The sequence below is a fragment of the Nonomuraea sp. NPDC003707 genome, assembly GCF_053587055.1.
Genome location: NZ_JBSFNK010000073.1, coordinates 17440 through 31404 on the forward strand (window position 1 = coordinate 17440; position 13965 = coordinate 31404).

At 71.7% G+C, this 13965-nt stretch carries 16 protein-coding genes; 8 read left to right on the forward strand and 8 right to left on the reverse strand.

The window, feature by feature from the left end:
* Positions 1-16: 16 nt before the first annotated feature.
* On the forward strand, positions 17-640 hold the full coding sequence (locus ACWDRB_RS64945; RefSeq protein WP_449912092.1) for an FMN-binding negative transcriptional regulator: 624 nt from the start codon (positions 17-19) through the stop codon (positions 638-640).
* Positions 641-955: 315 nt separating this feature from the next.
* Here ACWDRB_RS64945 and ACWDRB_RS64950 read toward each other — a convergent pair whose 3' ends face one another.
* Complete coding sequence (locus tag ACWDRB_RS64950; protein ID WP_449912094.1) at positions 956-1084, reverse strand: hypothetical protein; 129 nt, start codon at positions 1082-1084, stop codon at positions 956-958.
* Between the two features lie 88 nt (positions 1085-1172).
* On the opposite strand from ACWDRB_RS64950, the gene ACWDRB_RS64955 reads away from it, so the two are divergent.
* The 5 genes from ACWDRB_RS64955 to ACWDRB_RS64975 all read left to right on the forward strand — a co-directional run bounded on the left by ACWDRB_RS64955 (position 1173) and on the right by ACWDRB_RS64975 (position 6839).
* Positions 1173-1628, forward strand: coding sequence for a GbsR/MarR family transcriptional regulator (locus ACWDRB_RS64955; protein ID WP_449912096.1), 456 nt, complete (start codon positions 1173-1175; stop codon positions 1626-1628).
* Positions 1629-1701: 73 nt separating this feature from the next.
* Positions 1702-2592: an ATP-binding cassette domain-containing protein gene (locus tag ACWDRB_RS64960; protein ID WP_449912098.1), complete on the forward strand. Its 891-nt coding sequence runs from the start codon at positions 1702-1704 to the stop codon at positions 2590-2592.
* A complete protein-coding gene (locus tag ACWDRB_RS64965; protein ID WP_449912100.1) occupies positions 2589-4163 on the forward strand; it encodes an ABC transporter permease in 1575 nt (524 codons plus the stop codon). The genes ACWDRB_RS64960 and ACWDRB_RS64965 overlap by 4 nt, the downstream gene beginning before the upstream one ends.
* Before the next feature lie 60 nt (positions 4164-4223).
* On the forward strand, positions 4224-5615 hold the full coding sequence (locus ACWDRB_RS64970; RefSeq protein WP_449912102.1) for a DNA-3-methyladenine glycosylase 2 family protein: 1392 nt from the start codon (positions 4224-4226) through the stop codon (positions 5613-5615).
* Between the two features lie 9 nt (positions 5616-5624).
* Positions 5625-6839 (forward strand): MFS transporter, encoded by a 1215-nt coding sequence (locus tag ACWDRB_RS64975; protein ID WP_449912104.1) that lies wholly within the window; start codon positions 5625-5627, stop codon positions 6837-6839.
* A 167-nt stretch (positions 6840-7006) separates the two neighbouring features.
* On the opposite strand, the gene ACWDRB_RS64980 is transcribed toward ACWDRB_RS64975, so the two are convergent.
* The 7 genes from ACWDRB_RS64980 to ACWDRB_RS65010 form a co-directional block, all read right to left on the reverse strand.
* On the reverse strand, positions 7007-7519 hold the full coding sequence (locus ACWDRB_RS64980) for an ATP-binding protein (protein ID WP_449912106.1): 513 nt from the start codon (positions 7517-7519) through the stop codon (positions 7007-7009).
* 3 nt (positions 7520-7522) lie between these two features.
* Positions 7523-8248 (reverse strand): hypothetical protein, encoded by a 726-nt coding sequence (locus tag ACWDRB_RS64985; RefSeq protein ID WP_449912108.1) that lies wholly within the window; start codon positions 8246-8248, stop codon positions 7523-7525.
* A 42-nt stretch (positions 8249-8290) separates the two neighbouring features.
* Positions 8291-9673, reverse strand: coding sequence for an SUKH-4 family immunity protein (locus tag ACWDRB_RS64990; protein WP_449912109.1), 1383 nt, complete (start codon positions 9671-9673; stop codon positions 8291-8293).
* Between the two features lie 65 nt (positions 9674-9738).
* The gene (locus tag ACWDRB_RS64995) at positions 9739-10215 is read right to left on the reverse strand and encodes a GNAT family N-acetyltransferase (protein ID WP_449912110.1); all 477 of its coding nucleotides are present in this window, start codon (positions 10213-10215) and stop codon (positions 9739-9741) included.
* Between the two features lie 4 nt (positions 10216-10219).
* Positions 10220-11641, reverse strand: coding sequence for an MFS transporter (locus ACWDRB_RS65000; RefSeq protein ID WP_449912112.1), 1422 nt, complete (start codon positions 11639-11641; stop codon positions 10220-10222).
* Positions 11642-11746: 105 nt separating this feature from the next.
* Entirely contained in the window at positions 11747-12178 is a 432-nt protein-coding gene (locus ACWDRB_RS65005; RefSeq protein ID WP_355212807.1) for a PPOX class F420-dependent oxidoreductase, read from the reverse strand.
* Positions 12175-13059 carry an NAD(P)-dependent oxidoreductase gene (locus ACWDRB_RS65010; RefSeq protein ID WP_449912113.1) on the reverse strand — a complete coding sequence of 295 codons (885 nt, stop codon included), beginning with the start codon at positions 13057-13059 and terminating at the stop codon, positions 12175-12177. Before ACWDRB_RS65010 ends, ACWDRB_RS65005 begins: the two co-directional genes overlap by 4 nt.
* 50 nt (positions 13060-13109) lie before the next feature.
* On the opposite strand from ACWDRB_RS65010, the gene ACWDRB_RS65015 reads away from it, so the two are divergent.
* On the forward strand, positions 13110-13487 hold the full coding sequence (locus ACWDRB_RS65015) for a MerR family transcriptional regulator (RefSeq protein WP_449912114.1): 378 nt from the start codon (positions 13110-13112) through the stop codon (positions 13485-13487).
* Positions 13488-13591: 104 nt separating this feature from the next.
* Positions 13592-13965 (forward strand): SDR family NAD(P)-dependent oxidoreductase (locus ACWDRB_RS65020; RefSeq protein WP_449912116.1); only part of this gene is annotated, 374 nt, incomplete at its 3' end.

The window sequence follows — 13965 nt, forward strand, 5'->3', positions numbered from 1 at the left end:
TACAAAGAGGTATGGGGTGCTCATTCATCCTTGGGACGCGGCCCACGACGGCGACGAATGGCGGGCCTGGCTGCGTACGCGCGACTTCGGGCAGCTTGCCGCGAACGGCGTGGACGGCGGCCCGCCGGTCGTGGTGCCGACGCATTTCCTGTTCGACGGCAGTGCGGTCGTGCTCCACCTGGCCAGGCCGAACCCGATCTGGCCCGCGCTGGAGGCCAACCCGGCCGTGGTGGTGACCGTGCACGACGACTACGCCTACATCCCGTCGGGCTGGCGCTCCGACACCCCGGAGGCCGGCGTGCCGACCAGCTATTACGCCTCGGTGCAGCTCACCTGCCAGGCCCGGATCGTGGACGACAAGGAGGGCAAGGCCGAGATCCTGCGCCGCCAGCTGGCCCACCACGAGCCCGGCGGCGAGCACGGCGAGGTGGCCGCGGACGCGGGGCCGTACCGGAAGATGCTCTCGGCGATCCGGGGGCTGCGGCTGGAGGTGGTGGAGGTGCGGGCCAAGTTCAAGTACGACGACCACCGGCCGGTCGAGTTCCGCGAGCGGATCGCGGACGGGCTCGCCGAGCGGGACCTGCCGGGCGACGCGGGCGCGCGGGCCCAACAGCTCAGGCGGATGACCCACGCGCGGTGAGCGCCCGGGCGCAGCAACTCAGGCGGATGGCCCGAGGACGGTGAACTCCCGGGGCGGACGCCCGAGGATCCGCTGGACCCCGTCGTGGAGCCGGGCGTACTCCCCGCGGCGGATGGCGTCGAAGGTCTCCGGCCCTCGTGCCCCGCGCCGGTGAGCACGGCCACCGCGACGTCGGCGACGTCGATCGGCGCGGTGTACGGCTCCGGCCCCAGCGGCAGCCGCAGCTCCTCTTTCCCGGCCAGGGTCGCGAAGTTCTGCTGGAAGGCGCCGGGCCGCAGGATCGTCCATGCCGGCCCGGCCTCGCGCACGGCCGTCTCACGTGAGGCCCCACTCGAAGCGCACCGACGCCGACCGGGAGGCCGCCCGTAACGGCACGCCCCGGTCCCGCAGCCCGCCGACGACGAGGCGCCCGGTCCTGCCGGTGGCACCCAGAACCAGAATCATGCAACCAGTAAACATCGGCTTGCCATTGCCAGTTGTTTCAGTCTAGTCTGAAATTACTGGCTAGAAAGCTGAACGTTAGGATGACCGCATGAGTACGCCGGACGGCCCTGACCGCGAGCAGGTGCTCGAATGGGTCGAGCGGGTCGCCGCGTTCGTCTCCGAGGAATGGGGACTCGCCCCGATCACCGGCCGCGTCCTGGGCTGGCTCATGGCGTGCGACCCGCCGGCGCAGACCGCGAGCGACATCGCCGACGCCATCGGCGCGAGCCGCGCCTCGCTGACAACGAACATGCACCTCCTGACGTCCATCAAGCTCATCCGCAGGTTCCGCAAGCCAGGGGAGCGGAACGTCTACTACCAGATCGAGGACGACGCCTGGTCCAAGGTCATCCGGCAGAAGCTCGCCGCGTTCACCGCGTTCGACGAGCTGGCCGCGGAGGGCCTGCGGCTCGGCTGGACCGACGAGGCGCAGACCAGGCGCATCGAGTCGGCCAGGACCGCCATCGCCGGCCTCGCCAAGGTGCTCGACCAGGCCTCCGACTGAAACCCAGAGCGGACGCGGCGGGCTCTCTGCGGCCACGCCGCCGTCCCGCCATGCCTTCTCACAAGGAAATCCCATGGACGACTTGATCTCGGTCACCGCACTGACGAAGTCGTACGGCGCGACCCGCGCGCTCGACGGGCTCGACCTGTCCGTACACGCCGGCGAGGTGCACGGCTTCCTCGGCCCGAACGGCGCAGGAAAGTCCACGACCATCCGTATCCTCCTCGGCCTCGTCAGGGCCACCTCCGGCACGGTCAGGCTGCTCGGCGGCGACCCGTGGCGGCAGGCCACCGAACTGCACCGGCGCCTGGCGTACGTACCGGGCGACGTGACCCTGTGGCCCGCGCTCACCGGAGGCGAGGTGATCGACCTGCTCGGCCGGGCGAGGGGCGGGCTCGACCAGCGGCGCCGCGCCGAGCTGATGGACAGGTTCGAGCTGGACCCGCGCAAGAGGACCCGCGCCTACTCCAAGGGGAACCGCCAGAAGGTGGCGCTGGTCGCCGCCTTCTCCTCCCGGGCCGAGCTGCTGATCCTCGACGAGCCGACCGCGGGGCTCGACCCGCTGATGGAGGCCGCCTTCCGTACCAGCGTGATCGAGGAGCAGCGGGCGGGGCGCACGGTCCTGCTGTCCAGCCACCTCCTGTCCGAGGTCGAGGCCCTCTGCGACCGGGTCACGATCATCCGCGCGGGCCGAGCCGTGGAGTCGGGCACCCTTTCCGGCCTGCGCCACCTCACCCGCACCTCGATCACCGCCGACCTGGCGGGCTCCCCCGGCCTGTTGTGCGACCTGCCCGGCGTGCACGACGTGCTGGTCGAGAACGGCCGCCTCACGTGCCAGGCCGACTCCGACGCGCTCGACGGGCTGCTCGCCCGGCTGTCCGCGATCGGCGTACGCGGCCTGACCTGCAGCCCGCCGAGCCTGGAGGACCTGTTCCTGCGCCACTACCAGGGGGCCGCGCGATGACCGTGCTCCTCGGGTTGGCCGCCCGCCGCGAACGCCTCCGCTCGGCCGTCTGGATCCTCGTCGTCGTCATGCTCGGCGCGGGCCTGGTCTCCTACATCGACGGCTACTTCACCACCCAGGAGGCGCTGCGCGTGTACGCGCGGGTGATCTCCGAAAACCCGATCTTCCTCGGCCTCGGCGGCCCCGTCGCCGAACCCTCGGTCGGCGCGATGGCGGCCTGGCGCAGCGGCGGCCTGCTCTTCCTGCTCACCGCCTGGATGGCCCTGACCATCGTGATCAGGCACACCAGGGCGGAGGAGGAGTCCGGGCGGCAGGAGCTGATGTTGTCCGGCGTGATCGGCAGGGCCGCGCCGCTCACCGCGGCCCTCGTCACCGCGGCCGTCGCCGCTCTGGCCGCCGGGGCGCTCACCGCGGGCGTCCTCGTCGCGATCGGCATGGAGGCGGCCGGGTCGCTCGCGTACGGGGCCGCGATCACGGCGGCGGGGTGGGTCTTCGCCGCGATCGGCGCGGTGGCCTCCCAGCTCGCACAGACCGCGCGCACCGCCACCACGCTCGGACTGCTCGCGCTCGGCCTCTCCTACGTGCTGCGCTACCTCGGCGACGCCTCGGGCACGACCTGGCTGACATGGAGCTCGCCGCTCGGCTGGAGCCACCTGGTGCGGGCCTACGCGGCCGACCGGTGGTGGCCGCTGCTCGTGTCGCTGGTGGCGACCGGGGTCCTGCTGGCGCTCGCGTACGCGCTGTCCGCCCGTCGCGACCTGGACGCCGGCCTGCTCCCCGTACGTCCTGGGCCGGCCGCGGGGCCGTACCTGAAGGGGCCGTTCAGCCTGGCCTGGCGCCTCCAGCGCGGCCTGCTGGCCAAGTGGGCCGCGGGCGTGGCGGCCGCCGCCGCGCTCTTCGCCGGTCTCAGCGGCGTCGCGCCCCGCCTCGCGGACCAGCCCGGCTGGGTCCTCGACGCCTTCCTGCACCGGTACGGGGGGCCGTCGGGGGATCCGGTGGACGCGTACCTGTGGATCATCGTGCTCCTGCTGGCGTACACGGTCGCGCTCTACCCGGTGCTCGCCACGCTCCGGCTGCACCACGAGGAGTCCTCCGGCCACGCCGAGGCCCTGCTGTCCACCGCGGTGAGCCGGCTGCGCTGGGCGGCGGCGCACCTGGCCGTGGCCGCGCTCGGCACGCTGGCGCTGCTGGCCCTCGGCGGGTTCGTCACGGGGCTGATCTATTCGCTGGTCATGGGGGATCCGGCGGTGGGCCGGGTCCTGGCTGCGGCGCTGGAACACGTACCGGCCGCCTGGCTCGTCGGAGCGTTCGCCGCCTTCGCCGTGGGGGTGCTGCCGCGGGTGTCGGTCGCGTTCTCGTGGACGGTCTGGGGCGCGGTGACCGTGGTGGGCGACCTGGGCGGACCGCTGATGGGGTTGTGGGGCTGGAGCCGCGTGGAGCCGTTCCACTACACGCCCAACACGGTGTCGGGCGAGCCGTTCACCGCGGCACCGGCGACGGTGATCCTCGCGCTGACCGCGCTGCTCGTCGCCACCGCTCTGATCCGCCTCCGCGACCGCGACCTGGGCTGAGCTGCTTGATGTCCGATTTCCACTAGTGGGCGCGGCGGCGGAAGCGGAAGAGTGGTCCGCGTGCTCACCGACGAAGACGCGTATTCCGTGCTCAGAAGCCGCGACGGCCGATTCGACGGCCGGTTCTTCGTCGCCGTCGTGACCACCGGCGTCTTCTGCCGCCCGAGCTGTCCGGCCGCCCTTCCCAAGCGCGAGAACGTCCGTTTCTACCCCTCCTCCGCGGCCGCCCTGGAGGCGGGCTTCCGCTCCTGCAAGCGCTGCCGCCCGGACACCGTCCCCGGCTCCCCCGAGTGGAACGTCCGGGCGGACGTGGTGGGCCGCGCCATGCGGCTCATCGCCGACGGCCTCGTGGACCGCGAAGGCGTCGCCGGCCTGGCTTCCCGGCTCGGCTACAGCGAGCGCCAGCTGCACCGCCAGCTCACCGCCGACCTGGGCGCGGGCCCGCAGGCCCTGGCCCGGGCCCAGCGCGCGGCCACCGCCAGAACGCTCCTGGAGACCACGGACCTGCCCGCGAGCGAGATAGCGTTCACCGCCGGCTTCTCCTCGATCCGCCAGTTCAACGACACCGTACGCAAGGTCTACGGCACGACCCCCACCGCCCTGCGGGGCACTCCCTCCGCCCGCCGCCCACCAGGCGCGATACGGCTACGCCTCACCTACCGCCCGCCCCTGGACCTGCCGGCCCTGTTCTCCTACCTCGCCACCCGCGCGATCCCCGGCCTGGAGGACGTCACCGCCCGCTGCTACCGCCGCTCGCTGACCCTCCCGCACGGCCTCGGTCTCGTCACGCTCCGCCCCGCGCGCACGTACGTCTCCTGCGAGCTCCACCTGGAGAACCTGAAGGATCTGGCGGCAGCGGTACGGCGCTGCCGCCACCTCCTGGACCTGGACGCCGACCCTCGCGACATCTCCGACCACCTGACCCGCGACCCGCGCCTCGCCGCCGTGGTGGCGCGGACTCCCGGCAGGCGCGTGCCCGGCCAGGTGGACGCGGCCGAGATGGCGATCCGCGCGATCCTGAACGAGGAGACTCCCACCGGCCGATCCCGGCTCGCCCGCCTGGTCCGCACCTACGGCACCCGACTCCCCCATCCAGCGGCCGGCGTCACTCATGCCTTCCCCCGCATGGAGGCCCTGGCGACCTCCGACGCGCCCGCCCCGGTCACCGCCCTGGCCCGCGCGTTGACCGCCGGGACCCTCCACCTCGGTCCCGAAGCCGATCGCGACCAGGCCGAACGCGAGCTCCTGGCCCTGCCGGGCATGGACGTGGAGGCCGTGGCACGGATCCGCATGCGAGCCTTCGGCGACCCCGACGTCTTCCTCCCCTCCGACCCGGCCGTGCAGGAGGGACTGCACCGCCTCGGGCTGACGGCCGGGGACGCGCACCGCTGGCGGCCCTGGCGCTCGTACGCGATGCAGCACCTGAGCGCGCCACGCACCCACACCCCCTGAGGAACCTTCGTGTCGACCTATTTGTCCCTCCTCAAGAACAGGCGTGACTTCCGCAGCCTCTGGCTCGGCGCGTCCGTCTCGGTGGTGGGCGACAGCATGACGTTCGTGGCCCTGTCCTGGCTCGTCCTGGCCCAGCCCGGCGGAACGGCGAAGCTGGGCTTCCTGGCCGTCTGTTACACCGCTCCCGTCGTGGTCGGCGGCCTGGTCGCGGGGCCGTTGCTCGATCGGTTCGACAAGCGGGCAGCGCTGATCGCCGACAGCGTGCTGCGCGGTGTCGCCGTCGGATCCATCCCCTTCGCGGCGGCGGTCGCGACCGTGCCGGCCTGGCTCCCCTTCCTCGTCGCCGCCCTCTACGGCCTGCTGAAGATGGTCCCCATGGCGGCGGTCCCGGCCGCCATCCCCGACCTGGTCGCCCCGCGAGAACGCGACGCCGCCAACGCGCTCGAATCCGTGAGCTACTCCCTCTCCGGCATCATCGGCTTCACCCTGGCCGCCCCGCTCCTGAGCACCCTCGGCCCGGCGAACCTCCTGGCCCTGGACGCCGCCACCTACGCCTGCTTCGCCGTGGCCGTGGCCCTGATCCGCCGCCCCCTGCGCCCGCACGCGAAGCCGGCACCCCAGGCCGAACGCGTGACGGTCTTCCGCGACAGAGTCCTCGTCGGCACCACGCTCGCCTTCATGGCCTTCAACATCGCCGAAGGCGCGATGACCATGGTGGTCGCCCCGTGGCTGGCCAAGGAGCAGCTTCCGGGCGACGGCGCCGCCCTCTCGCTCCTCATGGCCGCCCTGTCGGCCGGTGAGCTCCTGGGCGGGTTCGTGGCCGGGGCCTGGCGGCCGCGGATCGACAGGCTGGTCGCGATCGCCGTGGTGGAACTGGTGGCGGCGGCAGGGTTCCTGGCGGCGCTGGGGTCGCCCGACTGGATCCCGGTGGCCGCGGGCTTCCTGGTCATCGGCATGTTCAGCGCCCCCATGACCGTCTGGGCGCAGTCGCTGCGCATGGAGCGCATCCCGCCGTCCCAGCGCGGCCGGGTCTTCAGTGTCTTCCGCACGATGATGCAGGCGACCCCGCCCGTCGGGGCCGCCGTGGTCACCCCGCTGCTGGTGGCGGGCAACCTGGCGGGGGCGGTGATCCTGATGAGCGCTCTGGCGGCCCTTCCCGCCTTCGCCCTGCTGTTCGTCCGCGAGGGCCGCCGGTTGTGGATAACTGGATCCTCCTGTGGATAACCAGGCCCGTACGGGCCCTCACCAGGGGCGGCGGAAGCACCCGCCCCGAACGCTCCGGAAGGGCCAGAATGCTGGAGAATCAGGGCTTGGCGTCGCAATACCACAGCCCGCGACCACCTCCGCCCGGCTGTCCACCGGCCTGGGCACACACCTGTGGATGAACTCCTTCAGCCGAGCCGGTTCGCGATGCTCCTGGCCACCTCGGCGGGCGGCTGCTCGGTCGTGTCGACGACCTGGCTTTCGCGGCTGAGCCAGGGGAAGGCGTCCGCGTACGCCGGCAGGTGCTCCAGCCGCCATTTCCGGGCCGACACGTCGTCGGCGGCCTCGATCCGGCGGGTCAGGGTCTCCTGGTCGGTGTGGAGCACGAAGTGGTGCACGGGGATGCCGGCCTCCCGCAGGCCGGCGCTGATCTCCCGCCAGTACTCCTCGACCAGGACGGTCTGCGGCATCACGAGCGCCCCGCCCACGTAGTCGAGCAGCCGCGCCGCGGTCTCCACGACGAGGCCCCGCCACGGTGTCCAGTGCTGGAAGTCACCGACGCTCGGGAGGTCGGAGACGGTCCGCAGCATGAAGCCGACCTGCTCGGGATCGAAACAGCGAGCACCGGGAACGAGCGGGACGAGCTCCCTCGCGGTGCTCGTCTTACCCGCGCCGAACGTCCCGTTCAGCCATACGATCATGGATCACCAGGTCCAGTAGGAACGTGCCTCCGACTTCCAGTCCTTCGGGAAATACTGCTGGATCTTGAACGCCATGCCAAGGCCGCGGGCGATGTACTGGTCGCGGTCCAGCTTCCTGGTGATCGGCTTGCCCGGGGCGTCCTTGTTGTCCCACCAGGATTCCCACTGCTTGATGCAGGTCTTACCGCTCAGGTACTGGTTCGAGCAGGGCGCGGGCGGCGACCAGATCTGGGTGTGGCCGAAGTCGATGACCTTGCCCGACGACTTCTCGGTGATGGTCCCCCACGCCTTGAGGCAGTAGCCCTGCGAGGGGATGTCCCACTTCACGTAGTGCTGCGGGCCCGACGTGGCGAACGTACGCAGGTCGCCGCACTTGGCGTCGCCGATCTGCTCCTTGGTCACCCTGACGGTGTAGTACGTGCCGTTCCCCCGCCACCCGTCCAGCGTCAGCCAGTCGCCGTCACGCACGAACTTCTCCGCGTAGTCCGGCGGCCACTTCTTCGGATCGCCCCAGCTGATCTCCGAGGTCGTGGACGACAGGGGCTTCCAGGTCCACTGCCCGGCCGCCTGCCCGTCGGACCAGTACTGTCCGGCGCTGCGGTCGGCGAACCGGGAGTACTGCCCGTAGTCCTCCCCCGCCCGAGCCGGGCCGGCCACCCCCGCGAGCACCGTGATCATCGCCGCCCCGGCGGCCAGCCACGGCCGCGTTCCCATCTTCTGGATCTTCACCGGCAGCACGGTACAGAGCCCCGCAGCGCGCGACGGCTCACATCAAGAAACTTCGAAATGCCCCTCCGAGGCCGGGCGCAGGAGGAACGCGGTGCTCTCGTGCTCGGGAACCTCCACCTCGAGCCCGGTGCCGGCCAGCGCCTGCGCGATCAGGTCGCGATCGCCGGTCCACTGCAGGACGAGCTCGTCCACCAGATCGCCGTACGCGTCGAAGCTCGCCGTGTGCGACTGCGTCGTCCAGAAGACGGCCCTGGGCGGCTGCCCGGCAGCGGAGGCCGCCTCGTGGACCTGCTGCCAGGCGCCGGAGGCGGTCGGCCAGAGGTCGGGCTCGGCGAGGTAGCCGTGCGCGGCCAGCCGGTCGAAGGCCGCCGAGATCCGGCACAGGTCGGACGACCGGTCGGCGGCCAGACAGGTCACGACCCCTTCCTCCGGCTTGTTCAGGCCGTGGACCGAGGCGATGATCGAGTCCATCAGGGCGTCGCTGTGCTTGGCCAGCTCGTCGTCGTCCATCTCCAGCAGCGCGTCGTAGTCGTCTTCCTGACCCGCCTGCCCGGGAACGGAGACCACGAGACCCTCACGGGCGAACGCCGCCTGGATGTTGGAGGGCAGCCCGCCCCGCCACGCGAGCGGCACGTCGTCGGCCAGCGTCCCGTCCGGGGTGAAGTGGTCGGCGCACGGGCTCAGCAGGCCGCTGGTCGCGGTGTCGGACGCGAAGCGCTCGGCGTCGACGATCTGCCAGCCCTCGTGCTCCAACCGGCTGAGCGCCCGGTCGAAGCCCTCGCGCTGCGTGCCGCGCGGCGCGACGGCCTCCTCGAACTCGATCAGCTTGGACACGGTGTCGGAGACCTCGGCGCGGCGCTGTTCGAGGAACGCGCGGGTCTCGGAGATGAGGTTCCGGCTCATCAGGGTGTCCATCACCATCGACCACCAGGCCTCGGCCTCGCCGAAGGCGTCCGGGTCCAGCTCCTTGAGGGAGAGCCACAGCTTCTCCGTGTAGTCCTTGCCGGCCTCCGGGGACTCGCCGTTCAACGCCTGCTGGCGCAGCCTGAGCCGGTAGAGGAACTCGACGAAGTTCGCGAGAGAGCTGTTGATCTTCTCCGCCTGCGGTGTCTCGTCCATCGAGAGCAGGCCGACGACGCCGCTGCGGATGTCGAGGAAGTAGCGCATGCCCGTGTCCCCCGACGTGCCGCCGAGCGTGAGGACGTTGAGGTCCCCGCCCGGCGTCCTGAACACGACGAGGGAGCCCACCCGCGGTTCGTCCGCGATGAAGGTGGTGAACGCCTGGTCCGCGCGCACCGGCAGCCCGACCTCGGACAGGATCCGGACGTCCTCCTCCGAGAGCCCCTTCTCGCGGCACTGCTCGACGTCCATCAGCAGCAGGCCCTCGTCACCGAAAGCCTCGACCATCTCTTCGTGCGTGACCACGATTCAACACCCCGACGTCAGACCTTTGAGATCAAGTTCCCCCAAGGGTAGGGGATCTTTACGGATCAGACGGTACGTTCCCAGCGGACCTCCCCCTCGTGCCACCGGTCGGTGGGACGCAGGCCGGCCGCCGTGGCGACGGCGGCCGAGGCGGCGTGGTCGGGGTGGATGTGCGCCACGATCGTGTCGATCCCATCCCGTACGAGCTGGTCGACCAGGGCCCGGGCGGACGCGGTGGCCAGGCCGCGGCCCTGCCAGGGTGTGCCGATCACCCAGGCGATCTCGGCGGTCCGGCCGTCGATCGTGGCCTGCACGTACCCGACCAGCCGCTCTTCCTCCCGCGACCGGATCACCCAGTTGCGCCAGCCGGGCGGCCCGGCGACCAGCCGCTCGTAGCGGGCGCGCAGCTCCGGCGCGGTGAGCGGGGCGCCGCCGGTGAACGTGTGCAGGTCCGGGTCGGACAGCACGACGGCCATCTCGTCGGCGTGCTCCGGGCGCAACGGGATCAGGACGAGCAGGGGCACCTCGATGGGACTGGTCACCGGCTCATTCTGCCTCTTCGGTGCGGGCACGCAGCCGGGGCAGGGCCTGGACCAGGGCGGCGACCGCCACGTCCAGCGCGATGAGGAGGAGCAGGCCCATGGCGAAGGCATGCGGGTAGCCGCCCAGAGCGCCGTAGAAGACCACGCCGACCACGGCCACGCCGATCGCGCCGCCCGCCTGCTGCGCGGTGCTCAGCACGCCGGAGGCGGCGGCCGCGTGCCTGGGGTCCACGCCGTTCAGGACGAGTGCGGGCAGCGGGGCCATGACCAGCCCCATTCCGGCGCCGGCGACCACGAGCCCGGGGATGATCCAGGCGATGGGACCGTGCTCGCCCTGGGCGGTGGCGGTCAGGGCGAGGAGGCCGTACCCGAGGGCCATGGTCAGCGCCCCGAGCGCGACGACCTGGCGGCCGAGCCTGGCCGCGAGCCGGACGGCCCGCGTCGAGGACGCGAAGTAGCCGAGGCCCAGCGGAAGGAAGATGAGCCCCGATCCCAGCGCGTCCAGTTCGCGGCCCTGCTGGAGGTAGAGCGCCAGGATCAGGAAGAACGAGCCCATCGTCATCGAGTGCAGCAGGCTGACCACGGTGCCCGCGGAGAACGAGCGGTGCCGGAACAGCCCGGGGTCCACCAGCGGGGCGGCGACCCGCCGCTGGTGCAGCGCGAACGAGGCCAGCAGGGCGACCGCCGCCGCCAGGCACAGCCAGGTCCACGCGGGCCAGCCCTGCTCGCGGCCCTGAACGAGGGGGTAGACGATGGCGACCAGGCCGAGCGAGACCAGCGCCGTACCGGCCAGGTCCAGCTTCGGGCCGCCCGGAAGGCGGGATTCGGGCACCAGGCGCGGGACCAGGGCGATGGCGAGCGCGCCAACCGGCACGTTGATCAGGAAGATGGTGCGCCAGCCCAGCCCGGCCAGGTCCGCGTTGATCAGCACGCCGCCGATGAGTTGCCCGAACACGCCGCCGAAGCCCATCGTGACGCCGTAGGCGTTGAACGCCTTGGCCCGGTGCTCACCGGTGAAGGTGGTGTTGATGATGGCCAGGACCTGCGGCATCAGCAGCGCCGCGCCGAGGCCCTGGCCGATCCTGGCGCCGATCAGGATCCCGGCCGTGGGCGCCGCCCCGCAGAGCGCCGACGCCACCGTGAAGCCGGCCAGGCCGACGGCGAACATCCGGCGCCGCCCGTACAGGTCCCCCAGCCGGCCGGCGGTGATCAGCCCGGCGGCCAGCGCGACGCCGAACCCCGCCACCACGAACTGGATCTGCGAAGGCGTGGCGTGCAGGTCCCGCTGGATGGCGGGGATCGCCACGTTGACGATGAAGAAGTCGAGGGTGGTGATGAAGAGGCCGGACAGGAGGACCAGCAAAGTCCCCTGGCCGGGGTCCGCCGTCCGGGGGACGGCGGACTCGGGTGCCTTGACGGCGGTCATGTCGCTCTCCTGGTGTGGTGGCCGCTTGCGAGATAGACAATGCCGCCGGCACCTGTACCGTGGCGATTACGTGGGAGGTCATGGAAAAGGCGAAACGCCCGCCGGTCAGCGGACTCTTTCGCCGTACACGTTCTCGACCCTCATCGTCATGAGCACCCTGCGGTCGGACACCATCACCGACCGGTACTCCTCCCAGTCCGGATGCTCCCCCGCGGCGCGGCGGTAGTAGTCCACCAGCGCCTCGACCTCGGGACCGTGGGGGTCGGAGCCCGGCCCCGTGAGCGTCACCGTGCCCTCGGCGGTGGCCCATGACCAGCCGTCGGGGCTGGTGACCTCCAGCGCGGCCCGCGGGTCCCGGCGCAGGTTCGCCGTCTTGGCCCGCCCCTCGGTCATCGAGACGTAGACGACCTCGGCCCTCCGGTCGTAGAAGGGCATGACCGGGGAGAGCTGCGGGCGGCCGTCCGACTTGATCGTCGCGAGGACGCCCAGCCGGCTTTCCGCGAGCAGCGTGCGCGGGTCGAACGGTGTGGCGGTCATGACGGCTTGCGGAACTGCTCGACCATCGCCGCGTAGCCGTCGCCGCCGCGCCCGTCGGCCACGGCCCGGTCGGTCAGGGCCTTGATGAACCTCGGAAGCTCGGCACTGACGCCGAGGGACTCGCTTTCGTGGATGAGGTGGTCCATCGCGGCCAGGTGGGTGTCGATGGTGGAGTCCAGGGCCGGGTACGCGCCCGTGTCGACCTGCTCCGCGTAGTCCGCCAGCCAGCCGTTCACGATCTCGATCCCCTTGCCGGCGAGCGGGGCGTACGCTCCGGCTCGCACCCCCGCCGCGCCGAGCAGGGCGGCGCCCTGCAGGAACCCGTTCAGGATGTTCCACATCAGGCTCAGCACGGCCATCTCGTGCAGCGCCGACAGGGTGTGGTCGTCGCCGAGGTACGTCGTTCCCGAACCGAGGCTCCTCAGGGCGGGTTCGTACAGCTCGAAGGCCGACCGCGGCCCGCTGTAGGTGATGACGGCGTCCGCCCCGATCTCCGCGGGGACGGCCATGATCGCGCCGTCGAGGTAGGCGCCGCCCTGCCGGGCCGCCCACTCGGCGGTCTCACGGGCGCCCTGCGACGTGCCCGAACCCAGGTTGACCAGGACCCGGCCGTCGAGAACGGCGCCCAGCGGGTCGAGCAGCCCGTGCACGGCGTCGTAGTCCGTGACGCAGACGACCACGAGCGGCCCGGCCGCGACAGCCTCGCCGACCGAGCCGGCGAGCTTGGCGCCCTGGGCCACCAGCTGGTCGGCCCTGGCCGCCGTACGGTTCCACACGGTCGTGGGATGCCCCGCGTGCAGGAACGCTCCGGCCAGCGCCTGGCCCATCAGCCCGAGGCCGATGACCGTCACGGGAGTGTGGTTGGCGTTGTTGGTGCTCATGGCAGAATCCTCAACGTTCATACCGATATGAAGGTCAAGGGGGAACGAGCGTGCTGATCGGGGAGTTGAGCCGGCAGACCGGAGTCCACACGCATCAGCTGCGTTACTACGAGGCCCAGGGCCTGCTCGAACCCGAGCGCGGCACCAACGGCTACCGCGAGTACGGCGACGACGCCGTCCTGACCGTCACCCAGATCCGCAGGCTGCTCGAAGCCGGGCTGTCGACCCAGGAGATCGCGTACCTGCTCCCCTGTGCCACCGGCGCTGCCCCCGACCTGGAGCCCTGCCCCGAGCTCCTGGACACCTTGCGGGCCCGCCTGAACGGCCTGGACGAGCACATCGACATGCTCGCCCGCTCCCGCCAGTCCCTCCGCGACTACATCGACGCCACGGAGCGGCGCGTTGTGGAGAGCGGGTCACATGCTTGAGTCCTTAGTGACGAGCACGGTTTTCTACGTCATGGCTTTCCGGTCGCGCGACCCCAAGTAGCCGGTTTGCGTTCGAGTACGCTCGAAGCCGTAGCGTCGCCGGCATGACGACAAAGACCTGGATCATCACCGGCGCGTCCCGGGGTTTCGGACGCGCGCTGGCGGAGGCGGCGCTCGCGGCGGGCGACCGCGTGGTGGCGGCGGTGCGCCGGCCCGAGAGCGTGGCCGACCTGGCGGCCGCCTACCCCGACAGCTGCCTGATCGCGAAGTTCGACGCCCGGGACGCCAGCGCGGCCGGGGAGCTCGTGCGTGCCGCTCTTGTCCGTTTCGGGCAGCTCGATGTGCTGGTCAACAACGCGGGCCGGGCCGTGGTGGGCGCGGTGGAGGAGGTCGGCGACGCGCAGTTGCGTGAGCTGATGGATCTGCACCTGTTCGGGCCCGCCGCGCTGGTGCGGGCGGCGCTGCCCGCGATGCGCGC